Source organism: Eximiradius proteiniborus (assembly GCF_058546985.1).
This window is the reverse complement of the sequence record NZ_CM178592.1, coordinates 1,160,692-1,186,430: the sequence shown is the minus strand read 5'-3', so window position 1 is coordinate 1,186,430 and position 25,739 is coordinate 1,160,692. Positions and strand designations below refer to the sequence as shown.

23 protein-coding genes are annotated in these 25,739 nt (G+C 35.7%); 14 read left to right on the top strand and 9 right to left on the bottom strand.

Annotation, left to right across the window (positions count from 1 at the left end):
- Nucleotides 1–215: 215 nt before the first annotated feature.
- From ACY2LT_RS04950 to pyrE, 7 genes are all read left to right on the top strand, one after another.
- Nucleotides 216–722: an NUDIX hydrolase gene (locus ACY2LT_RS04950; protein WP_491816736.1), complete on the top strand. Its 507-nt coding sequence runs from the start codon at nt 216–218 to the stop codon at nt 720–722.
- Between the two features lie 130 nt (nt 723–852).
- Nucleotides 853–2,337 (top strand): glycogen synthase, encoded by a 1,485-nt coding sequence (locus tag ACY2LT_RS04945; protein ID WP_491816735.1) that lies wholly within the window; start codon nt 853–855, stop codon nt 2,335–2,337.
- Nucleotides 2,338–2,347: 10 nt separating this feature from the next.
- A complete protein-coding gene (locus ACY2LT_RS04940) occupies nt 2,348–3,562 on the top strand; it encodes a hypothetical protein (protein WP_491816734.1) in 1,215 nt (404 codons plus the stop codon).
- 6 nt (nt 3,563–3,568) lie between these two features.
- Nucleotides 3,569–4,795: a hypothetical protein gene (locus ACY2LT_RS04935; protein WP_491816733.1), complete on the top strand. Its 1,227-nt coding sequence runs from the start codon at nt 3,569–3,571 to the stop codon at nt 4,793–4,795.
- Nucleotides 4,796–4,803: 8 nt separating this feature from the next.
- Entirely contained in the window at nt 4,804–5,343 is a 540-nt protein-coding gene (gene hslV, locus ACY2LT_RS04930; protein ID WP_491816732.1) for an ATP-dependent protease subunit HslV, read from the top strand.
- Between the two features lie 30 nt (nt 5,344–5,373).
- Nucleotides 5,374–6,774: an ATP-dependent protease ATPase subunit HslU gene (hslU, locus tag ACY2LT_RS04925; protein ID WP_491816731.1), complete on the top strand. Its 1,401-nt coding sequence runs from the start codon at nt 5,374–5,376 to the stop codon at nt 6,772–6,774.
- Nucleotides 6,775–6,779: 5 nt separating this feature from the next.
- Complete coding sequence (gene pyrE, locus ACY2LT_RS04920; protein WP_491816730.1) at nt 6,780–7,301, top strand: orotate phosphoribosyltransferase; 522 nt, start codon at nt 6,780–6,782, stop codon at nt 7,299–7,301.
- On the opposite strand, the gene ACY2LT_RS04915 is transcribed toward pyrE, so the two are convergent.
- The 4 genes from ACY2LT_RS04915 to ACY2LT_RS04900 all read right to left on the bottom strand — a co-directional run bounded on the left by ACY2LT_RS04915 (nt 7,298) and on the right by ACY2LT_RS04900 (nt 10,738).
- Nucleotides 7,298–7,675 (bottom strand): hypothetical protein, encoded by a 378-nt coding sequence (locus ACY2LT_RS04915; RefSeq protein WP_491816729.1) that lies wholly within the window; start codon nt 7,673–7,675, stop codon nt 7,298–7,300. The two genes, pyrE and ACY2LT_RS04915, sit on opposite strands and share 4 nt — an antisense overlap.
- A 29-nt stretch (nt 7,676–7,704) precedes the next feature.
- On the bottom strand, nt 7,705–9,153 hold the full coding sequence (dnaA, locus tag ACY2LT_RS04910) for a chromosomal replication initiator protein DnaA (RefSeq protein WP_491816781.1): 1,449 nt from the start codon (nt 9,151–9,153) through the stop codon (nt 7,705–7,707).
- A gap of 582 nt (nt 9,154–9,735) precedes the next feature.
- Nucleotides 9,736–9,990 carry a SemiSWEET transporter gene (locus tag ACY2LT_RS04905; protein ID WP_491816728.1) on the bottom strand — a complete coding sequence of 85 codons (255 nt, stop codon included), beginning with the start codon at nt 9,988–9,990 and terminating at the stop codon, nt 9,736–9,738.
- The gene (locus ACY2LT_RS04900) at nt 9,980–10,738 is read right to left on the bottom strand and encodes a hypothetical protein (RefSeq protein WP_491816727.1); all 759 of its coding nucleotides are present in this window, start codon (nt 10,736–10,738) and stop codon (nt 9,980–9,982) included. Before ACY2LT_RS04900 ends, ACY2LT_RS04905 begins: the two co-directional genes overlap by 11 nt.
- A gap of 188 nt (nt 10,739–10,926) precedes the next feature.
- On the opposite strand from ACY2LT_RS04900, the gene ACY2LT_RS04895 reads away from it, so the two are divergent.
- The 5 genes from ACY2LT_RS04895 to aat all read left to right on the top strand — a co-directional run bounded on the left by ACY2LT_RS04895 (nt 10,927) and on the right by aat (nt 14,034).
- Nucleotides 10,927–11,238, top strand: a complete 312-nt coding sequence (locus ACY2LT_RS04895; protein WP_491816726.1) for an HU family DNA-binding protein — start codon at nt 10,927–10,929, stop codon at nt 11,236–11,238.
- 186 nt (nt 11,239–11,424) lie between these two features.
- The gene (locus ACY2LT_RS04890) at nt 11,425–12,177 is read left to right on the top strand and encodes an SDR family NAD(P)-dependent oxidoreductase (protein ID WP_491816725.1); all 753 of its coding nucleotides are present in this window, start codon (nt 11,425–11,427) and stop codon (nt 12,175–12,177) included.
- The gene (pth, locus tag ACY2LT_RS04885; protein ID WP_491816724.1) at nt 12,170–12,781 is read left to right on the top strand and encodes an aminoacyl-tRNA hydrolase; all 612 of its coding nucleotides are present in this window, start codon (nt 12,170–12,172) and stop codon (nt 12,779–12,781) included. Before ACY2LT_RS04890 ends, pth begins: the two co-directional genes overlap by 8 nt.
- Nucleotides 12,778–13,446, top strand: coding sequence for a tRNA (guanosine(46)-N7)-methyltransferase TrmB (trmB, locus tag ACY2LT_RS04880; protein WP_491816723.1), 669 nt, complete (start codon nt 12,778–12,780; stop codon nt 13,444–13,446). The genes pth and trmB overlap by 4 nt, the downstream gene beginning before the upstream one ends.
- 6 nt (nt 13,447–13,452) lie before the next feature.
- Nucleotides 13,453–14,034, top strand: coding sequence for a leucyl/phenylalanyl-tRNA--protein transferase (gene aat, locus ACY2LT_RS04875; RefSeq protein ID WP_491816722.1), 582 nt, complete (start codon nt 13,453–13,455; stop codon nt 14,032–14,034).
- Nucleotides 14,035–14,054: 20 nt separating this feature from the next.
- Here aat and murC read toward each other — a convergent pair whose 3' ends face one another.
- Complete coding sequence (gene murC / locus ACY2LT_RS04870) at nt 14,055–15,410, bottom strand: UDP-N-acetylmuramate--L-alanine ligase (protein WP_491816721.1); 1,356 nt, start codon at nt 15,408–15,410, stop codon at nt 14,055–14,057.
- Between the two features lie 89 nt (nt 15,411–15,499).
- On the opposite strand from murC, the gene ACY2LT_RS04865 reads away from it, so the two are divergent.
- Nucleotides 15,500–17,551, top strand: coding sequence for an acetate--CoA ligase family protein (locus tag ACY2LT_RS04865; RefSeq protein WP_491816720.1), 2,052 nt, complete (start codon nt 15,500–15,502; stop codon nt 17,549–17,551).
- Between the two features lie 68 nt (nt 17,552–17,619).
- On the opposite strand, the gene ACY2LT_RS04860 is transcribed toward ACY2LT_RS04865, so the two are convergent.
- Together ACY2LT_RS04860 and sppA are read right to left on the bottom strand one after the other, a co-directional pair.
- Nucleotides 17,620–19,542 (bottom strand): T9SS type A sorting domain-containing protein, encoded by a 1,923-nt coding sequence (locus ACY2LT_RS04860; protein WP_491816719.1) that lies wholly within the window; start codon nt 19,540–19,542, stop codon nt 17,620–17,622.
- A 195-nt stretch (nt 19,543–19,737) separates the two neighbouring features.
- The gene (gene sppA / locus ACY2LT_RS04855; RefSeq protein WP_491816718.1) at nt 19,738–21,654 is read right to left on the bottom strand and encodes a signal peptide peptidase SppA; all 1,917 of its coding nucleotides are present in this window, start codon (nt 21,652–21,654) and stop codon (nt 19,738–19,740) included.
- A 137-nt stretch (nt 21,655–21,791) separates the two neighbouring features.
- Between sppA and ychF the strand changes: the two genes are divergently transcribed.
- Nucleotides 21,792–22,874 carry a redox-regulated ATPase YchF gene (gene ychF / locus ACY2LT_RS04850; protein ID WP_491816717.1) on the top strand — a complete coding sequence of 361 codons (1,083 nt, stop codon included), beginning with the start codon at nt 21,792–21,794 and terminating at the stop codon, nt 22,872–22,874.
- A 69-nt stretch (nt 22,875–22,943) separates the two neighbouring features.
- Here the strand turns inward: ychF and ACY2LT_RS04845 are convergent, their stop codons facing one another.
- Both ACY2LT_RS04845 and ACY2LT_RS04840 read right to left on the bottom strand, forming a co-directional pair.
- Nucleotides 22,944–24,017, bottom strand: coding sequence for a branched-chain amino acid aminotransferase (locus ACY2LT_RS04845; protein ID WP_491816716.1), 1,074 nt, complete (start codon nt 24,015–24,017; stop codon nt 22,944–22,946).
- Nucleotides 24,018–24,052: 35 nt separating this feature from the next.
- Entirely contained in the window at nt 24,053–25,714 is a 1,662-nt protein-coding gene (locus ACY2LT_RS04840; RefSeq protein ID WP_491816715.1) for a DUF8614 domain-containing protein, read from the bottom strand.
- Nucleotides 25,715–25,739 lie beyond the last annotated feature (25 nt).

Below are 25,739 nucleotides of genomic sequence, written 5' to 3'. Positions count from 1 at the left end.
TACGTCTTTCTCTTTGAAATTACTGATACATTAATTTAGTAAAAAATTAATTACTTTTAATAATGAAAAATCATTATTCAAATTTTATAGAGTTTCTAAAAAACAATAACAAATTATTCGGTTTAAACTCACACATAAAATTAGCTCCGAAAAAAAACGGAACCCCTTTCCGGGTGTTTTCTCCTAACGGCAGGCAAATTAGAAAAAGCTCAGTAATGATTTTACTTAAACCGATAAATATAAATGATTTCAACGTTTTGCTCACTCTCCGCAGCCAGCACCTTAAATCCCATAGCGGGCAAATTAGCTTCCCCGGCGGTCAAATCGAAGAAAATGAAACTCCGCTCCAGGCCGCTCTCCGCGAAACTTTCGAAGAAATAGGAATACCTTCCGAAGAAATTGAAGTTATTTCACATCTTTCCGAACTTTACGTCCCTCCATCTAATTCGCTAATTCATCCTTTTGTCGGGGTTACAAATTTTGATAATTGGGTAATTAATAAAAGTGAAGTCGAAGAAATCATCGAAGTTCCATTTTCATTTTTAGTGCAACAAGATAATATTTTGTTGCAACGAAGGCAGTTTTTGGGCGAAACTATTGAAATACCTTGCTGGGACCTGAACAAACCAGAAGTTCTCTGGGGTGCAACCGCTATGATACTTTCCGAACTTATCGACCTTTATCATTATTTCGAACAAATTGCTATTCCTCAAAATTTTTAATCAAATTCAATAATTTACCCGGTCCCTCACAAATTATCATATCTATCCTGATTATTTAAATAAACTTTTTAATTGTCAATAAGTTTAATTAATTTTGTAACTTGTATATTCGTTATTCGCAAAAAATAAAATGGCAAAACCTTTAAGTATATTATTCGTTACCAGTGAAATTTATCCCTACGCAAAAGAATCAGGAATTGGCGATTTCGCTTACTCTTATTCTCTTGCTATGAGGGAACTCGGACACGATATTCGTGTTATGACGCCTAAATATGGCAATGTTTCGGAACGAAAAAACAAAATTCACGAAATCAACCGTCTGCGAGATATTCCAATTTCAATTGGTGAGCAATCTTTTCCAGCCACTGTAAAGAGTTCTTCACTCTCGAACCCGCGCTACAAAGTTCAGGCTTATATCACAACAAACTATGAATTTTTCGATTCCCGCAAAGGTATTTACCATAATTTAGCCGACTGGAAACTGTTCGAAGATAATTTCGACCGTTTCCTTTATTTCTCTCGTTCTGTTGTCGAAACTTGCCTCATACTCGGTTGGTTCCCTGATATTATTCACTGCAATGATTGGCATACTGCCATTATTCCGGCATATTTAAAACTTCTCTTTCCGAATAAATTTAAGAAAACCCGCACTGTGCTTACAATTCATAACCTTCAGGGGCATCCTGCTGTTCCTCTGAGCGAGTTTTCGAAAACTGGTTTGCCAAAAGATTGTATCTCTTCGTTCAAGCACAAGAATTTGCTAAATCTTTTCAAAGCTGGAATCATCTATTCCAATTTTGTTACTACTGTTAGCCCAAATTACGCTAAAATCTTACTTTCCGACAAAGAATATACCAACGGGCTTAATTCTGTTTTCAAGGAACACAGCAGCAAATTTAAAGGAATTTTGAACGGTATCGAGCAATTCACTTGGAACCCATCTCACGACTATTACATCCATTCTAAATTCGATGGCAATATCGAAGATTTTAAGTATAATAATAAAGTTGAATTATGTAATAAAGTTGGGCTCGAATTCGATCCCAAAAAGCCAATTTTTGCGATGATTAGCAAGCTCGACAACTCCAAAGGAATTGGTTTGCTCCTCGAAACTGTTCCTGAAATTATTCGCAAAGATTTTCAATTGGTTATTCTTGGTCTTGGAGATGCAGACCTTCAAAAACAGCTCGAAAAATTAGCCAAAAAATACAGCAAAAAAATTAAAGTAATTTTCAGTATGGATGAATCTCTTGCTCATCAAATAGAAGCTGGTTCCGACTTTTTCCTTCTTCCTGCTGTAAACGAACCTTTTGGCTTGAATATGCTTTATTCGCTTGCTTATGGCAGTATTCCTGTTGTCTTCAGTAGCGGCGGTTTCGTTGATACTGCAATCGATATAGACGAAAATCAGGAACAAGGCAACTCAATCGTTTTCAAAAATCATAATGTCGAAGATTTCTCCAACGCTTTCAAACGTGCTTTCAATCTTTATGCAGATAAAAATAAATTATACGATTTAATCGAACGAAATATGGGTAAAAATTATTCCTGGCAAAATTCTGCTATTCAATACGATGAGATTTATAGAAATATTATGAAAGAACAAAATGCTTAATCATATCATTATGAAACGTAAATTTTTTGCCTATGCCTCTTTGCTCTTAGCGCTTGTGCTGTTCTCCTGTAATGAAGCTCCTACTCCTCTGGGTTTTTCGCTCGTTCAAGATACTGTCGAACTGTATGCAATTAATAGCTTCGAGCATCCTCTGATTGAAAATGCAGAAACATATTTTTTGCCTTTGAATTATGCTAACCCCGGCTTCTCACTTATTGGCACGGCAAATGGAATAAAATCTGGGGTTGTCATCCGTTTCTCAAGAATTCCTGATACTTTAACATACGTCAAGGAAAATGATATAATCGAATGTGCTCTCAATTTACAACCCGATAGATATGCTCTTGGCGACACTCTCGGCTCTAATTATCTTTCTTTCAGCGTTTACGAAAATACAAGTATGTGGGTAATCGAAACATCAGCCGAAGATTTCTTCCAGAAAAAGTTCCAAAAGCAAACTCCAATGGCAACTTTCTCTGGCTCAGTCCCAAGAAAAGACACTATGGAAAAAATAATTGTTGATTTTGATAAAGCTTTATTACTCGACTGGTTCAAAAAACAAGCTGAGAAAAAAGATACAATTTGGGGCATCTCTATTATTCCAAACGACAATTCTAAAATAATAAGTCAGTTCTATGGCTCGGGTTCGCACTCCCGGCTGGCTCCTTTCGTTCGCGTCATTTTCAACAACACAAAGTCAAATAAAGTCGATACTCTCTACTTGGAATCTGCTATGGAAAAAAATTTCTCCATCACAGATAATAAGTTAGATGATAATCGCCTCACTCTGCAAGGGGCTATCTGCTATAAACCAAAATTTCATTTCGATATTTCTTCTATCCCAAAATTTGCCGGTATTCACAAAGCTGAGCTTCATCTGCCAATTGATAGAAGTAAATGCTTTTCTGCAAATGTTCCACTCGATACTATTATCAGGCTGGATTATTACGAAAACGAAACAGACGAGATAAACAAAAAATCCCCAAAATATTATTATTATGGCATTCGAAATACCGGCAACGATGTTTTCAAAGTCTATTCATTAACTTCGCTACTAAGCTACTGGAACAGAAATACTGGCAAAGGTTCGCTTTCTGTGAATTTCGAGAACTCAACAAGTCAATATAGATTGAATAAGTTTTCGTTCTATACCCCAAATGAACCAGATTCAACAAAAAGACCTAAATTGATTGTAATTTACTCAGTCCTTAAAAAAAAGGATTAATAAGCAATGAAAGTTAAATATTTTTTGCTTCTGCTGGTTGCAATAACACCTTTTAAGTCATTTTCACAGGGCGGGTCCAACTATTCTTCCATAGGCATAGGCGACCTTTTCCCATCTACTAATGCTGCATATCAGGCAATGGGTTCTACTTTTATCTCAGTTCCTGCAGAAAACAGCATAAATGTCAAAAACCCTGCGATGTGGTCTGTTGCTTCTTCTACCCGTATTCTTTTAGGATACAATTTTAATCAGCATCTTAACGAAACTTCCGATGCAACACTTTTCCAAAATAATGGTAAAATCAGCGGACTTTTCACTCTTTTCAATATCGATAAATCATTAGGAATTTCTGCAAGCTTTGGGCTGCACTCATATTCTAACATAAATTATCTGGTTTCTAACAAATTTTCCATTGAAAAAGATGGGCTTACTCAAACAGGTAAAAATACTTTTCAAGGTAGTGGTGGATTATCAAGTGCGTATTTAGGTGCATCTGCTAATATTATAGATGATTTTTCAGTTGGTGCGTCTGCTTTTGCTATTTTCGGACCTATTAAAAATTCAGTCTATACAGAATTCGATGATTATTATTCATACAATTATGAAGTAATAAAATCAGATTATGCTACTTCTTGGGGATCTCGTTTTGGCATTTATTATTATTACGATAATTTGCATTTCGGAGCATTTTACGAATTCGTCGATGATATTAAGTTCAAGCGTGAAACACAATTCTCATCATCTGTAATTTCCGACACAATTATTAAATCTTCTTTCTCCGAAAAATTCCCTTCTCAATATGGTGTTGGAATATCCTATAAAACCGGGAAATTCCTCTTTTCGTCTGATTTTTTGATGATGAATTTCAAAGATTTCAAATATAATCCAATTAGTAATTCAGAATTTACAGATGCTTACAAATTATCATTTGGTGCAATTCGCTATGGCAATACAAGCCGTTTCTCAGAAATATTAGATAGAGTTAATTACAAAGCCGGAATTTATTATCAAAAACTTTACTACAAGATTAATAATCAAGAAATTAATGAATTGGGTTTAAGCTTCGGTGGCGAAATTCCATTGGGCAGCGGTGGCATTTTAGATGTTGCTCTTATTTTAGGCAACCGTGGACGGTCAAATGATTACCTGATTAATGAATATTTCTGTAGGCTTTTTGTCGAAATTAGCATCGGTGAAATTTGGTTCAAACCATTTAAACGTAGATATGAATAGGAGGAATTATGGAAAAAAATAATTTACGTTCAACAACTGTAATTGGCGTAATTCGTGATGGACGTTGCGCTATGGGGTCGGATGGTCAAGTTACATTTGGTAATACTGTATTGAAGCATAATGCAAGAAAAGTAAGAAAAATATACAATAACTCTATCCTTTGCGGTTTTGCTGGTGCTACTGCCGATGCTTTTACTCTACTTCAACGCTTCGAAGAAAAAATCGAATCGCATCGAGGAAATTTATACCGTGCCTCAATCGAACTTGCCAAAGATTGGCGAACTGACCGTTATTTGCGTCGTCTTGAGGCTATGCTTGCTGTGATGACAAATACAGAGGCATTGCTTATTAGTGGCACTGGTGATGTAATTCAGCCCGAGGATAATATTCTTGCTATTGGTTCTGGTGGTCCTTACGCACTTTCCGCAGCACAAGCTTTAGTCAAACATTCTAATCTTTCTGCTCGTGATATAGTGGAAGAATCTTTGAAAATTGCCGGTAATATCTGTATTTATACTAATCTTGCTATTACAATCGAAGAATTATAATTTTTTGTTTAATTATTGAGTTTTATTGCTATGAATCAAAACGAATTATTGATGCAATCAAACGAAACAAATATATCTGATAGTTATCTCACGCCAAGGCAAATTGTTGCTGAACTCGATAAATATGTTATCGGGCAGGATGCCGCTAAAAAAGCTGTTGCAATTGCTTTGCGTAATCGTTGGCGCCGTCAGCGTGTTCAGGACAAAATCAAAGAAGAAATTAATCCAAACAATATCATTATGATTGGACCAACCGGTGTCGGTAAAACTGAAATTGCTCGCCGTCTTGCAAAGCTTGCAGGTGCTCCGTTCGTTAAAGTTGAAGCTACAAAATTCACCGAAATCGGTTATGTTGGTCGCGATGTCGAATCAATGGTTCGCGATCTTGTAGAACGTTCTGTTGCTATGGTTCGTGAGGAAAAAACAAAAGAAAAACTCAACGAAGCTCAAATTTTAGCCGAAAATAGAATTCTTGATATTTTAATTCCTCCAATTACAAGAGGTCCTTCTTTTGATACCGCTACCGATTCTGAAATTGAAGAGAATCATCGAACCCGTGAGCATTTCCGGGAAATGCTTCGTCGTGGCACTCTCGATGAACGCCATATTGAAATTGATGTTGTTGTCGATCAGGTTCCCTCTATGCAAATTCTGGGACCAATCGGCTTAGACGAAATGGGTATGAATTTACAGGATCTCTTCGGCAGTATGATGCCCAAGAAAAGTAAGAAAAGACGCCTGAAAATTGCAGAAGCTAAAAAAGTCCTTCAAAAAGAAGAAGCCGAAAAATTGATCGATATGGACGCTGTCGTTCGTGAAGCTCTTCAAAAAGCTGAAAATAATGGTATTATTTTTATTGACGAAATTGATAAAATTGCATCACGTGGCTCTGGCGGACACGGTCCAGAAGTTAGCCGCGAAGGTGTTCAACGCGATCTTTTACCGATTGTTGAGGGATGCACCGTCAATACTCGTTACGGGCAAGTGCACACTCAACATATCCTGTTTATCGCCTCTGGTGCTTTTCACGTTTCTAAACCATCTGACTTAGTTCCGGAACTTCAAGGGCGTTTTCCGATTCGTGTAGAACTGAAAAGCCTAACAGAAGAGGACTTCGTCAAAATTCTTACTGTTCCTGAAAATGCCTTAATTAAACAATATAAGGCTCTTGCAGCTGCCGAAAATATCGAACTTACCTTTGATGATAGTGCGATCCAAGAAATTGCTTCTATTGCTGCTCGTGTCAATGAACAAATTACTAATATCGGTGCCCGTCGCCTTCATACTATTATGACTACTTTGCTCGAAGACATTTTGTTCAATGCTCCCGATAACATTTCTGACCGAAATATAGTTATTGATGCTGAAATGGTTCGCAAAAATCTCAATAACATTGTTGATAATAGTGATTTAAGTAGATATATTTTATAGAAAATATGGAAAAAAGAGAATTAGCTAAAAAAATTTATGATGCTGCCTATATCACAGGCAATTTCGTTTTGCGTTCAGGCAAAATTAGCAACGAATACTTCGACAAATATCGTTTCGAATCTCAGCCAGAACTGCTTGATTCTATCGCTCAACTTATGTCTGAACTTATACCTGATAATATTGATTATTTAGCGGCATTAGAAATGGGTGGAATTCCTATCGCTACCGCATTATCCCTTAAAACAGGTATTCCGGTTGTTTTTGTCCGAAAAGAAGCAAAAAAATATGGAACTTGTAAATTAGCCGAAGGTCTCGAAATAAATAATAAGCACTTGCTTATAGTCGAGGATGTTGTTACTTCTGGCGGTCAGGTCGTTATTTCTGCCAATGATTTGAGAAATCTCGGGGCTATTGTAAATTCAGCTATCTGCGTTATCGACAGGGAATCAGGTGGCAAAGAACATCTGAAGAATAACGATATTGACTTGATTTCTCTTTTTACTATGGACGAACTTAAACAAGCTTAATCTTCGTAAGAAATGGGCTCCCACAGCTCACCTTCGCACGGGGGCTCATTTCTTGTTACGTGAACATCTAATATTTTGCACAGTTGGCTCGACGGATCAAAATGTTTACACTTCCCACATAATGTATCTTGTTGGAAATTTGCTATGCGTTTTTGATATTGCTCGTATTGTTTATATGCCGGATATATCGCTAAAAACCACACAAGAAATGCAGTAATCCACCACATCCCTCTCATATCAAGATATTCTACGCCAAAAAATGAAAATAAAATAAGTAAGGCACTTCTTAATAATGCACCAAAAACTATTGCTCCAACAGTAATCTTTGGTTCTTTGTAGTCGTCTTCTTCCGATGGAGTGCGGAAGAAAAACATATCGATTATTTTTTCAGTAAAACTCGTTGTTATCTCTTTAATTGATTTACCAATTCTTCGTATATTTTCCTTGCACTTCTATCCGTTGCTAAATAGTTTTCTATTGCCTGGCAAGAATGCAAAACTGTTGAATGATCACGCCCGCCAAACGAAGCTCCTATTTGTTTCAAAGACAAATCTGTAAATTGTTTTGCAAGATAAATTGCCATCTGTCGGGCAAATGCAACTTCGTGCTTTCTCACCTTCGATTCCATTAATTCAATTGTGATTTTCAGCTTACTCGATACTGCTTTTTTTATTTCATCTATGCTTATTAATGCATTATCTTCAAAATCTGAACTTCCGAAAATTACTTCTTTTGCTAATTCTATTGAAAGTTCTCTCTTATCGAATGTGATTTTGGCTAATAATCCGATTAATGCACCTTCTAACTCCCGCACACTTGACTTAACATTGCCGGCAATAAATTCAAGTACGTTCAGTGGAATATCAATTCCTTCGTCTTCGCTTTTTCTTTTAATAATTGCAAGCCGTGTTTCAAAATCTGGCTGGTGAATATCGGCAATTAACCCCCACTGAAATCTCGAAATCAATCTTGCATCAATATCTGTCAATTCTTTTGGAGAACGGTCGCTTGCAAAAATTAATTGCTTTTTGGATTGATAAAGGTCATTGAATGTATGGAAAAAATGATCCTGAGTTTTTTCTTTTCCAGTCAAAAATTGTATATCATCAACTATTAACACATCCACATCTCTATACAAAGCCGCAAACTCGTGAACTTTATTATTTTGAATTGCATTGATAAAGTCGATTGTAAAGCGTTCGCTGTTTGTATATAACACCTTTTTATTAGGATGCTCTCTTATTATCTTGTTTCCAATTGCTTGAATGATATGAGTTTTCCCAAGCCCGGTTCCTCCATAAATAAATAATGGATTAAATCTTGTCTCGCCGGGCGCATTGCTCACTGCCATAGCTGCTGAGTATGCTAACTGGTTGCAGTCGCCCACAACAAAATTTTCAAATGCATATCTTGAATTTAAATTGCTATTAAAAGGTTTTTCTTGCTTTACAATATTATTTATTGGATATTTTAATCCGGGTAATAGAATAGTCTTGCTTTCCGAGGCTTTCTTGTTCTCCTCTACTACCACTTCGTATTGTAATTTTGCACCCTGCCCGATTATTTTTTCAATCGTTTTCTGCAACAAATCGTAATAATGCGTTTCTATCCACTCATAAAACCATTGGCTTGGTACCAATATCGTGAGCTTCTCTTCGCTCCATTTCTTTGCCCTAATCGGCTTAAACCAGGTTACAAAAACTTGTTTATCTACATTATCCTCAATAAATTCTAAACATTTATTCCATAATTCAGTTGCTTTTTTGTCTGTTGTTTCCGGCAAATGATTGTTAAATCTGGTCTTATCGCTGATTTCCATTTCCGGAAACAATGAAATACTTCTTTCAAGCATCTGTTCCAATTCTTTCTCCTCAATAATCTTGTTTAACCTCACTTTTCTCAAAAAAGGGATAAAACCCCATCTAAAAACTGTGCCAAAATCTTGTTTTTAGTAAAAAAACTAATATTTTATTATTACTATTCTTTTATAAAGGAGCTTATTTGCTGCTGAATACTTGTAAATAATTTACCATACTCAACCATTGTCTTTTAAATTATTGTTTCATCCTTTCACAAGTAAATATCATAATAAAAAAAATATCAAACAAATAAAAAAATTCAGTTTAAAAATTTTAATTTTTGGTTATCTAAAAGTTTAATTAATACAATAACTTACAAAATCAGATTTTTTCATAATTTACTGTTCAATTTTGAACAAATTGGATTGTTAAAAAATTATTAAGAAAAAAATGAAAAAAGTATTTTGATGTTATATTTTTTTTGTAATTGCTTGTAAATAAAAGTGCTTGTGCTCGTGGCGAATAATTTGCATTGTGCATTGCTTTTTAATTTCAATAAGTTAATCGCTATATGACGAGATTGTAATTTTTATTACTAAATCATTAAAAAGTATTCATCGTTCAAATTTGAACTATTACTTATACTTTATTTTTAGAAATAATATTATAGAAGCAAAAATTAAAGAAAAGATATTAGCAATTATTATCGGAAGATTTAACAGGAGAATTCCATAAGTTAGCCAGAGTATCAAGCCAACAACAAAAATCAGATACATAATTAATGAAATATCTTTGGTTTGCTTAGTTCTTATTACTTTCACAGCTTGTGGAATAAAAGCACTTGTAGTTAGTATTGCTGCAAGCAATCCTATAATTGTTTCAATCGTCATCAGAGTAGTCTCGCCCTAATATTTTTGTGTCTGGAATATCGTCAATTATTTGATGATAGAAAAGTAAATCCATTGTTTTGTCCAAAGCACTTTCAATTTCCTCGCTCCATTTCCAGATTATCTCTCCGCTCCGCTCTTGATATCTTGCCGTATCTGTGCGTTCATTTATTGTTTCTTTATTTGATAATAAGTTGTCTTTTATATTATCAGTAATTTCAAGCATATCCGCGTTTTCAATTTCTCCGCATGTTACCCAAAAAGCTATTGGCAAAGGAAATTCAAAAGCGTCAAACCATTCTTCACTAATATCAATCGAAAAATCTCCAGCATTTTCGGCAAAGTAAGAAATATATGCATCCACTTCTTCTATATTTACATTGCCCGAACTAATTTTGGTGTGTATATCGAATTTTTCTGCAAGCAGCAGTTGAATAATCGATTTTAGATAATAATTAGCATCTTCGAAATAAATACTATCAATCGAATTTAGATTTTGCTTAAAAGATAAAGTTAGTAATTCTGCATATCCTTTCGTTGCTAATACTGTTGATGGTATTATTCGCCAGTCTCCTTTCCTTGATATTTTTGCAAATGCAGTCGGAGTAAGCAGTGCAATATCGACTTGATTGCTTTGAAGCAGTTCTGCTGCTTTTTCTTCTGTCGTTTTTATAATTACACCATCTGAACCAATATTATTATATAATGGTTCAAATAGTTTGTTCTCTATTACTGCTATTTTATATTTCATTTTCAACCTCTTGCAAAATTACAAACTATTATCGAATATTCTAAATTCAATTCGTTCCTGATTATTAATATTTAATGAACAAAAATGAAAAAAATTTTTGAAAAGTATATGCTATTTTTGTAAATTTGTCATCTTGAAAATTAATTAAATGCTATTTTTTAGTTAATTTAAGTTGTTTAATAACTTTTGTGTTGGGGAAATATATGACAAAAGCTGATATTGTAGATGAAATTGCAAAAGCTACGGGACTAACTAAAATTGAAACTAAGTCCGTTGTTGATGGTGTTTTTGCAAGCATAGTGAAAGCGATTTCAGAAGGAAAAAGAATAGAGTTACGTGGATTTGGTGTGTTCAAAGCTAAAAGTCGCAAGCCAAGAATGGCTCGTAACCCAAAAACTGGTGAAGTTGTGCAACTCGAAAAAAGATATGTGCCTGTTTTCAAACCTTCTCCCGAATTTCTCAGCAAAGTCAATGATATGATGAAACAAACTGAAAATTAATATATTTTTTCATTTTCCTTGGAGTAGAAAATGCCCTGCGGTAGAAAAAGAAAACGCCATAAAATGGCTACTCACAAACGTAAAAAACGTTTGCGCAAGAATAGACACAAGAAGCGTAAGTAATTAATATCCAAAAAAGCGTTTTACTTTTTGTGAAACGCTTTTTTAAAATTATTTGAGGAATATATGAAAAATATTCTTATTTCTGGTGCTTCGAGAGGTATTGGATGGGCACTACTGCAAAAATATCTACAAAACGGTAACCGTGTTTTCGCCGTTTCACGTAATATTTCTAACTTTATTACGCTCAAAGAACAATTTCCCACTACTTTCGAGTTTGCTTCGTGTGATGTTTCCGATAAATCCGATGTCGATAATGCTATCCATAACGCCGGCAATTTTCTGAATAAAATTGATTTAGCTATTCTCAATGCAGGTATCAGCGGTTCCGAAAGCTTCGAAAATTTCACTTCTGAAAAATACAAAAATATTTTTAACACAAATCTTTTTGGTGTTTTACACTTTTTTGAATATTTAATCCCTTCGATGAAAAATAATAATGGTGGAACTATTGCCGTTACAAGCTCTCTTGCTGATGTGCGCGGTTTTGCCGGAAGTGCCGCTTATTCCAGTAGCAAAGCGGCTCTTACCAGAACATTAGAAGCTGCACGCGCTGAACTCCACCGCTTCAATATTAAAATTGTAACTATCCGCCCCGGCTTTGTTTGCACCGATATGACTGCAAAAAATCGCTTCCCTATGCCCTTTATGATTGATGCCGGGCAAGCCGCCGAGATAATTATCAATGCACTCGATGCTGGAAAAGCAAGAATTAATTTTCCATTGCCAACTTATCTGATTACAAATCTTCTGCAATTGATGCCTGATGCCCTCTTCGACTTTGTTATGAAATTTTATAAGGTTTCCATTGATGAGTAATTTTGAGTGGTTAGTTGTGGGTCTTGGCAATCCGGGAACTAAATACCAGAGGAACAGACACAATATTGGCTGGATGGTTATCGATAAATTTGTTGAAAAATATAATCTTTCCTTTTCGGACGAAAAAAAATCTCTCACTGCAAAACTTAGTTATAAAAGAAAAAATATTATTCTTGCTAAGCCAACAACCTATATGAACCTTTCTGGCAAAGCTGTGCAAGCTCTTAAAATTAAATACAAAATCCCAAATGAAAGAATTATTGCCATTGTAGATGATTACAACCTCCCACTCGGAAAACTTCACCTGAAATTGGGAGGAAGCGGCGCAGGGCATAACGGAGTTCTTTCGATTATTCAGGAAATTAATGATAAAAATTTTTATCGGTTACGTTGTGGGATAGGAAATGATTTTCCGAAAGGAATGCTCGTGGAGTATGTTCTATCAAATTTCAGAGACGATGAATCAGACGCACTCGATTTAATGATACAAAAAGCTTTGCAATCTATCGAAACAGTTGTTGAATTTGGAACTGCTCGGGCTATGACACTAATTAATTCTGAACGCTTATGGAAATCTCAAAGTAATCAAGAGGTGCCTCAATGATTGACTTCTCTAAATATCCACTGCCAAATAGAATGCGGCACCACACTTCTCCAAATTTTTATCTTCCCGCAAGCGAATTGCAAATTATTCCAAAGGGCTACCCTCCTCTAATTGATAAAATTGATTGGGCTAATCATTTTGCAAATTCACAACCTCCTCTTTTAATCGATATTGGCTGTGGTCGTGGCAGATTCCTATTAGATATGTCCTTCCGTTTCCCAGATAAAAATATTTTGGGGATTGAGGTTCGCCCTTTGCCTGTCGAATGGCTGCAACAAGTAATAAAAGGCGAAAGTTTAACAAATGTGTCCGTTATTCGCTATTCTGTTGTCAATGGATTGCCGTTTATAGAAGATAATAGCATTGAAGAAGTCTATTATTTATTCCCGGACCCTTGGCCCAAAAAGAAGCATATTAAGCGACGCGCCTTTAATCTTGATTTTATTCGTGAAGTTCATCGAATTTTGAAAAACGAGGGCAAACTTCTTCTTGCAACAGATGTCCCGGAAGTTCACGCTTATCATTTGGAAATATTAAACGAATTTAAATTATACAATGTTCAAATAGTAGAAAATGATGAAGAGTGGAATTATCCTGTTACAAATAAAGAGGATTTTTGCAGACGCGTTGGAATTCCATTCTATCGGATTATTTGTAGAAAATAAAATAATATGTTAGGTCTTCTGTCTCCTGAGATATTAATAAAAGCGTATTGTTCTGGCTATTTCCCAATGGCTCAGTCTCGTTATGGTCCGGTTTACTGGCACTTCCCGGAAATGAGGGCTGTATTTTTGCTTTCAGAATACAAAATACCTCGTAAAATTATCAAAAGCATAAAAAACAATAATTTTCAGTTTACTATCGACGTAAATTTTGAATTTGTTATTGAACAATGCTCCAATAGGGAAGATACCTGGATTTCCGACGAAATTATCGAAGCTTATGTTGAACTTCACCGTCTTGGTTATGCTCATTCTGTAGAAGTTTGGTCCGAAAACGAAATTTGCGGTGGGCTTTATGGTGTTGCCATAGGTTCTGCTTTCTTTGGTGAATCAATGTTCAATTTGGTAAACAATGCTTCGAAAGCTGCTTTCTGTTTTCTGGTAAATCATCTTAAAAATCGTAATTATCATTTTATTGATTCTCAATATATCAATCATTTTACTGCCCAACTCGGTGCAATCGAAATTAGCAGCAATAAATATTTAAAATTGCTTAATAACGCAATTTCAAAGGAAAACTCGTTCGTTTGATTGAAACTAATTATGCAACTCTAAATTTGACTAAGATTGCAAATATTCCCGGCACCAATTGTAATAAATACATCACCTTCTTTCAAAATTAAAGGCAGTTGTTTCTTCAATTCATCTAAGGTTGGGATATATAATACATTTTTGTGTCCATATTTCATTGCACCATCAGCAATCAACTTCCCCGTTACTCCTTCTATTGGCTGTTCACGTGCAGGATATACGTCAGTAATGATAATTACATCAGCATCATCAAAAGAAGCCGCAAATTGCTCGTGTAGATGCATTGTTCTTGTATATGTATGTGGTTGAAATGCCGCGACTATTCTTCTGTTCCAGCTGTTTCGCGCTGCTTTCAGCACTGCTTTCACTTCTGTAGGATGGTGAGCATAATCATCCACATACAAAACGCCATCCTTTTCGCCTTTAATGTCAAATCTACGAAAAACTCCTTTGAATTCTTGCAATGCAGCGTTAATTGTATCAAATTCTATATTCAGTCCACGCGCAACTGTGATTGCAGCCAGAGCATTTTTCAGGTTATGTTCTCCCGGAACATTAATTGTAACTTCTCCTAATTCAACGTTATCTTCAATTATTATTGCTCTGATTTGCCTGTTTTCATAAACAATTCTTTCTGCTCTGATATCGCAATTTCTTGAAAAGCCATAAGTTCTAATCTTTTTGTTTACTTTTGCATATATTGATTTTACCCCAGGATCGTCAATTCCAAGTGCAATAAACCCATAGAATGGCACTTTGTTTGCAAATTGTGCAAATGTTTCCGTTAAATCATTCATATCTTTGTAAATATCGAGATGTTCAGCTTCAATATTATTGACAACCGCTACCGTTGGAAATAGTTGCAAAAATGATCGATCAAATTCATCTGCTTCTACAACTGTCCAATCACCTTTGCCAAGTCTTGCGTTTGTTCCACCAAAATCACGAAGCCTTCCGCCAACAATTACTGTTGGGTCCAATCCAGCCTTTATCAGAATAAGCCCAATCATTGAGGTTGTTGTGGTTTTTCCGTGAGTTCCGGAAATTGCAATATTATATTTTAATCTCGATACTTCTGCCAACATTTCAGCACGTCTTAGCAATGGAATATTTTTTTGAATTGCTGCAATAGTCTCCGGATTTTCACTTGGATTAACAGCACTCGAATATACCACTACCTCCGCTTCGTCAATGTTTTTTTCGTTATGTCCGATATATATTTTTATCCCTAACTTTTCTAAATATTCAGTATTTTCAGATTTTGCAATATCTGAGCCACTTACTTCAAATCCTTCATTTAATAATATTTCGGCTATGCCGCTCATTCCAATTCCGCCAATTCCAACAAAATGTAGCCTTTTGACTGTAGAAAACATTTTTTCTCCTTTAATTATTTCAATTCTGCAATTTTATGAAAAAATTAGTAATTTTATCGAACTTATTTGTTGTTTTATGAGAGAAAAAAATGGTTCGTGAAATTTTTGCTCCCAAAAGTATTGCTATTATTGGTGCTTCAAACGATATCACTAAGCCCGGTGGTAGAATTTTGAAAAATATAATTGACGGAAAATTTCAGGGCTCTCTATATGCAGTCAATCCAAAAGAAGATCAAGTACAGAACTTGAAATGCTACAAATCAGTTGAAGAACTGCCAAATGTAGAACTTGCAGTTTTGGCAATTGCTGCTAAGTTTTGTCCCGATACTGTTCGAATACTGGCTGAAAACAAAGGTACGAAAGGTTTTATTATTTTATCTGCCGGATTTAGCGAAGTTGGCGACGAAGGGAAAAAAATCGAACAGGAGATTGTTGAAATTATCAACAAGTACAAAGGCACTCTCATCGGTCCTAACTGTATTGGCGTTCTTACTCCTACTTATCAAGGTGTTTTCGCTGGTCCGCTTCCGAAACTTGAACCTAAGGGCGTCGATTTCGTCTCGGGCTCAGGTGCAACTGCTTGCTTTATTCTGGAACTTGCTATACCAAGAGGTCTCACATTCGCAAGCGTTTACTCAGTAGGGAATAGTGCTCAAACTGGTGTCGAAGATGTCTTGCGTCATTGGGACGAAACATTCGACGAGGCGACAAGCTCCAAAGTTAAAATTATGTACCTTGAAAAAATTAATAATCCGGAACTCTTTTTAAAACATTCTCGTTCGCTTATTAAAAAAGGATGTCGTATTGCTGCTATTAAAGCGGGAACAACCGAGGCAGGCTCTCGTGCTGTTTCCTCCCACACAGGAGCGCTTGCCGGTTCCGATTTGCCGGTCGACGCTTTATTCCGCAAAGCTGGAATTATTCGCTGCCACAGCCGAAGCGAGCTTGTTGATGTAGCAATTGCTCTTCAACAAAAACCTCTCTTGGGTAATCGAATTGCTGTAATTACTCATGCTGGTGGTCCTGGGGTAATGCTTACTGATACACTTGACAAAAATAATATGCAAGTGCCACATATTACCGGTGAAAAAGCCAATGAATTACTCTCAAATCTTTTCCCCGGTTCCTCAGTTGCAAATCCTGTTGATTTTCTTGCCACTGGCACTGCTCAGCAGCTTGGAATTATTCTCGACTATTGCGATAATTATTTTGATGATATTGATGCTTCTGTTGTTATTTTCGGAACAACCGGTATGTTTGATTCTTATCCGGTCTATGAAGTGCTTCACGAAAAAATTCGTTCCTGTAAAAAGCCAATTTTCCCTGTCCTGCCATCGGTTGTGCTCGCCAAAGAAGCCGCAGATAAATTTATTGAAAAGGGAAATTGCATTTTTATTGATGAAGTTTCAGCCGGTAACGCTTTAGCTAAAATATATCATACTGCGAAACCTATTTCATCTGATGATTTGCCTGATATCGACAAAGATACAATTCGCAATATCATTGACAATGCCCAAAACGGCTATCTCGAACCAGAAAAAGTAACGAAAATATTAGATGCTACTGGTATTGCTCATCCAATGGAATTCTCCTCAGGTAAATTGTCCGATATTATTGAATCTGCTGATCAAATCGGTTATCCGCTTGTAGCAAAAGTAGTTGGACCTGTTCATAAGTCAGATGTTGGTGGAGTAATTGTCGGAATTAAAAACGAAAATGAACTGTCCGCTGCCTTCGAAAAATTAATGAAAATTCAGGATGCGAAAGCCGTATTAATTCAACAAATGGCATCTGGCAATGAAATTTTTATCGGAGCAAAGAAAGAAGAGAAGTTTGGTCATCTTGTCCTTTGTGGTATCGGTGGAATTTTTATCGAAGTTCTGAAGGACTTCTCCTATGCCTTAGCTCCAATTTCGGATGAAGAGGCACTTTCTATGATTCGCTCTCTTCGTTCATATAAATTAATTCAAGGTGTTCGTGGCAAAGAAGGTGTGAACGAACAAATTTTTGCTAACTACATTCAACGTGTTTCGGCTCTGCTGCAAGTAGCACCGGAAATTTCCGAAATGGACATCAATCCACTTCTCGGTTCACAAAAAGCACTAATTGCTGTTGATGCAAGAATTAAAATTGAAAAATAACACTTCGCTTTGTAATAAATAAAAAAAGGGGCTTGATTTTAGCCCCTTCTTTGTTTTATTTTTCTAAATTATCTGTTTACGATAATTTTGTCTGTATAGACGCGATCACCAATTTTGAGCTTTAAAATGTATTGACCATTTGATAGGTTTGATGTGTTAATTCTTTCATTGAAGTAGCCGTTGTGTAATAAACCTAATTCAACTGCATTGAGCAATTTTCCATCAATTGTATATAATTCATAGGAAATTGCTTTTTCGCTTTTAACAGCAAATTTTACAGTTGCAAATTCATTCGCTGGATTTGGATATACAGCAATAATACCAGATCCATCATTTTCATAAGGAACGTCAAGGATGGTTTTCTTTACTGCCCAGGCAGACTGATAAACTCGCTTGGAATTTACATCTTGCACCCATATTACAACTGCTAAATCGTCATATTCTTCTACTGTTGCATTAGCTGGGAACTCATAAGTATAATACAATTTTTGAGTGGCATCCTTATCAAGCTGAGTTACCGTTGTGCCGCTAGCATTTGGTAACATCTTTTTCATTACATAATGAAACTCAGTCTCACCATTTGTTGTTTTATTATTACTAGTTGTCATTTCAATAACTGCAATATGAGCAACTACATTCGAACCAGCAAATGATTGCAAAGGCTTAATATCGGCTTCCACTGTAACTGTTCTTCCATCTACTTTGTATTCCGGATTAATAATATCAAAAAATCCGGGCTGATCCATTAAATTGTTCATTCCTACTGAAGATAAATTCTCCTGAGTGAATGAATATTGTTCCCCATTAGCAAATGCAGAAGGAACTGCGTTTACTCCATAATAAGTGCGGCGAACACCACCTTCGGCTGTGTAGTATGGGTCGCCATTACCAGGCCAGTTCATCTGATATTTTACAATTGCCACTTTGTCTTCAAATTGAGCAAGCAATGGATTTAGATATTTATTTACGCTTGCACAAGGTGCGCACGTCGAACTTGTAAATTCTTCAAATAGTGGGAAAATATTGCTGGCTATCGTATTATTCCATACATATACTTCAATTGATGTAGTATCATTCGCAGGATTTACATCATTGTTGCTGTTCCCGTTAATATTTGAAACCCACAATTTTATTGTTCTGTAACCTAATTTTGTTGGTGCCCATTGGAAAGGCAACGTGAATTTTTGATATGAATAGTAAGGAATCGAATTATCCAAATTCATTGTTACTGAAACAACTTCTTCACCATCAGGCTGGAAATTTGCTACAAATGAATATACACTATCAACACCCATCGAACCTACATAAAATGGAATAGAAATTCCATTCTCGGTAAGTTTGATATATTTCTTCAAATCAATCATCAAAGCAGAAAGGTCGAAGGCAAAAGGTTGCCATACAATAATATCATCAATACCTAACAAAAATTTGTCATTCGAGTTGTTTCTAAATGCAATGTATATATCCTGATTTTGGTATCCCAATTTGGATAAATTCACAAAACGTCTGTTTAATGAACCGTTTGGTTCGGCTTGAATTGAAAAGATTTTTGTTGTAAAACTTGAAACTTCATCATCTGTTGTTGAAATATATACTTCGTATCCATCTGGATAGGAAGAACTGAATGCAATAGCACTCCATTCGAGATATGCGTTTTCTCCGATTGTAATTTTAGGTGAAATGAGCCAATCATCAGCACGTCCTGCCGGATTATAATATGAAGTGCTTAATGCCATATATTGGTCTGGATTGCTTGACACTTTTCCAACCACCCAGGACATTTTATTATTTGGTAAAGTTATGCCTATGCTGTTTAATGTTTGAAGCATTTCCGAATGCACTACTTTCCCATCAACATCGACTGTTTTCCAGTTGCCTATTCCGTTTGAAAAATTTTCTTGGAAGAATACTGTCTGCTCAGCCTTAGCCACGCACAGAGTTCCAATTAATAATAAGGTAAAAGATGCAATTAAGTTTTTGAAAAATTTCATAGAACACCTTTTATAATGAAAAAAGAAATTTTGTTTGTTAAAATTAATTAAAAATTGTTAAGAAAAAAAGTATATTTTCGATATGCATTGCTTCAACTGAAAATACAAATTGGATTTTTATCTATTTTTGTCAGAAATTGTTAATAAAAAAGGCTACCAATATGGTAGCCTAAATCTTATAAATTCAACTATCTGTTATTTAATGTCGAAGTTTTCTGGCATTGCCATCAACACTTTCTCATTCTTCGACATTTCAATTAATTGATAATTGTAGATTAATTCTTTTCTGAGCTGTTCAGGTAAAACTGACCACATCGAAATTAAATCTTGATATGAAATTTTCAATTCACGTGATAACGACTTCAAATTAACTGTTTGGTCTTCTTGCTTTTCAATACCAAATATTTTCAATATTGATGTTAGCTCATCCTGTGGTCGTGGATATATGTCGAGTAATACTTTTTTATTTGCTTCAACTCCTATTCTCTTTTTCGCGCAATCAATCGCTGAAAGCAAACCACCTTCTACATCAACAAGTCCTCTTTCGAGTGCATCTTTTCCGCTCCACACTCTTCCTTTGGCTAAACTACGCATTTCATCAAACGTTTTTTTGCGTCTTTCTGCAGCTTTCGAAACAAATCTGTGATATACATTTCTCGACAGACTTTCTAAATGCACTTTGTCCTGATTGCTCATTGGTACAAACGGAGATAAGAACTGCGATGCGGGTGATGTCGAAATCGTATCCACCGAAATATCAAGCTTCCCGACAAGTTTGTTGAAGTTCGTTAGCATAAATATCACGCCAACAGAACCTGTAATTGTTTGAGGTTGTGCAAAAATCGTATCGCAAGCCATTGCTATATAGTATCCGCCCGATGCCGCTACATTGCCCATCGAAGCATACACAGGTTTCACCTTCCTGGTTTTTATAATTTCATCATAAATTTCATCAGATGCAATTACTGAACCACCAGGGCTGTCTATTCTTATTATAATGGCTTTTACTTTCTTATTTTCGCGCGCCTTTTTCAAATATCTGACAAACTCACTTGAACGCACGCTCGCTTCGTTGCTCCATCCTTCCTCGGGCTGATGATTAATTGCTCCTACAGCATAAATAATTGCAATTTGCTTGTTTATTTCAGCCATTTTTTCTTTCGGAACTTCCTCTTCGCTTGCCGCGTACCTGTTAATATTTATCAAATTTAATTTCTTATCATCGCTCTTCTCACCAAACACTTTTTTCTTGATTATGTTTTTTACTTCTTCTTCAAATGCTATTCCATCAATAAAACCGTATTTTTGTAACTCTTCTGCAGTATAAAGCCCATTACTCAGAGCTTCCAATACTTTTTCCTTACTTATCTTTCTATACTTGACTACTTGATTAATAAAATCATCATTAATTTGATCCAAAAGCACTTTTAATTGATAACGAGCAGAGTCGCTAAATTTCGTACGACTTAAATTTTCAGCTGCCGACTTGAAATCTTCATATTGCTGAACATATACATCCACTCCAATTTTATCAAGTGCATTCTTGAAAAATAGTGATGTTGCCCCAAATCCATTCATTTCGAGCAAACCTTCTTGCAACATAAATATCTTGTCTGATGGCAACGCATTGTAATAATTTCTCTCCGTTCCTGTTTCTATGTATGTATAAATAAATTTACCACTTGATTTGAATTCTTCCAGAATTTTCTGAAATTCCTCTGCTTTCGCACCTGATAATCCACTCTCTCCTTTGATTAGATACAATATCCCTTTAATCTTAGGGTCATCTTTAGCTCTTCGAACTGATGTGAGTAGTTCAATAAAATCAACTTGTTGCTTGATTCCTGAAAACATCGAAAATGGATTGCTTGGTGTATATTCAGGATTATTGCTCAGTCGAATGACTAACACACTGTTGTCTTTCACATCTACTTGTTCTTTCTCAAAGGCAGAACCAATTACACCAATAATGGTTGCAAAAATTCCAAAACCTATTACTAATATAATTCCTATGACAAGTAGAACTATCCACCAGTTTGAGCGACGTTTCTGACGACCATAGTATGGTGGATACGGGTAATTCCCTTGATTTGGTAATTGTGTTTGGGACATAAATACTCCAAAAATGTAAATTCGTTTTCATTAATACGTCAAATTTATGAAAATTGTTTCTAATAGAATTAATTTTTAAGATGCTATTTCTAAATTCATTAATTTTGTATTTATTAATTAATAGTCTCGGTGATAAAATGCAAATTGGTATTATTGGATTGCCATTTTCCGGAAAAACTACTTTATTTCAAACTATTACACAAACGCAAATTGATCAGTCTTCTTTCAGAAAAGAGACAAATCAAGCAATTGTTAAAGTGCCTGATAGCCGTCTCGATAAACTAACTTCAATTTTCAATCCCAAAAAGAAAGTTAATGCTACTATTGAATTTGTCGACCTTGTCGGTGTGCAGAAAACCGACAAAGCAAGCTCTATGTTTAATAGCCAGTTCATCTCAAAAGTTCGTACAAATGACGCTTTTCTGCACGTTGTGCGCGCTTTCGACGATCCTTCTGTGCCACACCCAAATTTGAGCATCGACGTCGAACGCGATATTCGATTGCTCGAAGATGAATTTTTCCTCAATGATATGGCATTCCTTGAATCCCGATTCGAAAAACTCGAAAAAGATATGATGAAGCAAAAAAATAAAGATGACGTAAAGAAAGAACTCGAAATAATGAAAAAATGGCATTCTTCTTTGGAAAGTGGCATTCCTTTAAGAGAAACCGAACTTACAGACGACGATTTGAAATATATCAAAAACTATCAGCCTCTTACTGCTAAGCCTCTTATGATTGCTGTTAATTTCTCCGAAAATGAAATTAAAAACTCAGATACGATTATTTCTAAGCTTCGCGATACCTTCAAAGGTAATAAAATTCGTATTGAACCATTCTTTGCGAAAATTGAACTTGAGCTATCCTCTTTGTCGGATGATGAAAGAGCAATTTTTATGGAAGAATACGGGCTTACTGAATCTCCATTAGAAAAAATGATTCGTAACGCTTACGAATTGCTTGGACTTCAGAGCTTCTTCACTGTTGGCGAGGACGAGTGCCGTGCTTGGACAATCAAAAAAGGCTATACTGCACAAGAAGCAGCCGGTGTAATTCATACCGATTTCTTTAACAAATTTATCCGTGCTGAAGTTGTTAGCTACGAAGACTTTATTCGTGAAGGTTCATTCGCCAAATGTAAGGAAAAAGGTTTGTTCCGTCTCGAAGGAAAGGAATATATTGTTCAGGACGGTGATATTATTAATGTCAGACACGGATAGCAGAACTCCATAAAAAAATCCCCTGAAATTCTAAAATATCAGGGGATTTTCTTATAATACCACTAAATACTAAATATCTATATGTACATTCCAACCGTGAACATCTTCCAACTCGCCGTATTGAATGCCAGTAATTGTATCATACATCTTCTGAGCTATCGGACCAATTTCCATATTATTGATTATCATTGATTTATCATTGTATTGTATTAGTCCGACTGGCGAAATCACTGCAGCGGTGCCTGTTCCGAATACTTCTTGTAATTTACCTGTTTCATAAGCTTCGATTAATTCATCAATAGTGATTTGGCGTTCCGACACCTTCATTCCCCATTCACGTGCAAGTGTCAGTACACTGTCGCGGGTTACCCCTGCTAATATTGTTCCCTGTTCTAATGATGGTGTAATTAATTCATCATTAATCACAAACATAATGTTCATTGCCCCGACTTCATCAATAAAATGACGAGTAACACCATCAAGCCATAATACCTGCGAAAATCCATTTTTCTTAGCAAGCGTGCCTGCTAATAACGAAGCAGCATAATTTGCAGCTGTCTTTGCTGAACCTAATCCTCCACGAACAGCACGCACATATTCGCTCGATACTAATATTTTAACCGGATTTAGCCCTTCGGGATAATAGGACGCAACTGGGGATGTCATAATTATTAAGCGATACGAAGAAGAGGCATGCACTCCCAAAAAGTTCCCCGATCCATATGCTACCGGTCTAATGTATAAAGATTGACCACGTTTTTTGGGCACCCAGTTAATATCAATTTTTACTAGCTCTTTAATTGCTTCAACAAATGTTTTTTCATCAAACGGCGGAATGCAGACTCTTGAACCAGAATGATTTAACCGAGCTGCATTTTTGTCCGGACGAAATATATTTATGCCTCCTTTTACATCGCGAAATGCTTTCAATCCTTCAAAAACCGACTGACCATAATGCAATGTGCACATAGTCGGTTCTACAGGCATCGGACCATAAGGAATTATCTTTCCTTCATCCCATTTCCCATTCTCATAATCTGAAACGAAAATATGATCTGAAAAATATACACCAAAACCTAAATTATCCCAATCTACATTGTTAATTCTTGTCGTTGTTGCTTTTTCAATCTTGAAATTTCCCATATCAAACCTCAATAAAATCAATAATATCTAAAAAATTAAAATTTATATGTTGTGTTTATGTCTCTTGGTATGTTCTTTAACTTATCAACTGTTGAACGTATCTCGTCATTTACTTTTCCATATTTTTCGATTATTTCGCCTGCTTTATTGTAATCACCTAATGCTTGAGTTGTTAGAATCAGGTTAGCAAGACTTGCTACTCCATCGAAAAACTTCTTCTCATCGTAACTGAATGTCCCATCTTGATTTCTGATTATTGCACCCTTTTCACGTAAATAGTTTAGCTGAATTAAATTTGCTTGTCCGTGAGCAGAGTTTGTTCCAAATCGCAATGAACGATATAATCCCGCAATATAAGTTACTATAGCTTTCTTTATATACTCATTGTCTAATTTTCCAAGCTTCAGCAATGTCTGGTGATTGTACATACTCAAAATATCTGCTTTTGTTTCCTCTATTGCTGAATATCTTTCTTTTAATGCTTTCCGGACAGTTAATTCCTTGCTTCCGTAAACAAATCCACGCCCCAATGTATGCGAAACCTCATGCAAAGTAACAAAGCTTGTAAATGCTTTGCTATCAACATAACTACGAAGTTCTGGTGTGATGATAATATTTGCAATCGGAACAACTATTGTCTTGAACTTTGCTTCCATCATATTTTTGAACATTGACTTTTTGCCACCCTTTGTTTCGTGCACTCTTGGGTCGTTTGGCAGTGCTGCTGCAATAGTTTTAGTGCCTTTCTGGCAATCTCCGCCAAAATATACAACGTTTACAATCTGCAAAATTTCCTTTTCAGTTTTCACTGGTTCAATATATTTTTTGTCGTATGGCAAATTATTTTGGAAGTCCGGAATATGCTTCTGAAACATTTCAAGCTCTTTCGAGGCTTCAATGTCTTTTACCATTACAACGGCTTCGTGAGCAGTTTTATAGTTGTAGAGTGCATCCGAATAATTTTCAATTGGACCAATAATAACGTCAATATTGCTATTTTCGATATCCATCCAAGCCATATCGCTTTCATAATAATCGTCTGTGCGGATTGCTTTCGCACGCAAAATAAGATAGTTTTTCAAAGTTGGGTTGTCGGCTAATTCTGCTGCTTCTTCAAGAATTTTGGCTAATTTTTCTGTCTCTGGGTAATACTTGTTATATGGAATTGCCTTTAGACCACCATTTTCTCTTACTATTACAGTATACTGGCTTTCAAATGCTTCTTTATCTTGTGGATTATTTTTAATATGGTTCTCAAATTCCTCTTTTGTCATATCTTCTGGATAGAAGCCTCCACAAGGGGGTCTTTTTTCAGGTCCAACACCCACAAAACGTGCATTTTCGTTTAACACATCGTATGGTCCATAATTGATATTAACATACTCAAGATAGATTTTCGCTTCTTCAGTATTGAGTTTAATCAAAGAATCTCTCACTGCAATTGCATCATGCGAAGATTGCTTCCAGAATATTGCATCACATAATTTCCCGGCTTCAATCAGCTTTTCGAGCAAAGCCCTTTCTCTTTGCGATAAATGAGAAACATCTGCTGTGATCTCAATTTTTGCGAACTGCTCGCTTAATTGTTTTATCTGTTTAGCATGTTCGGATAATTCAGGCTGACTTTCCATTTTTTTCTCGCAGGAAGTAATGAAAATGGCTATTATGACTAATAATAAACTTTTAAGATATTTCATTTTTCACCTATAAATAATTCATAAT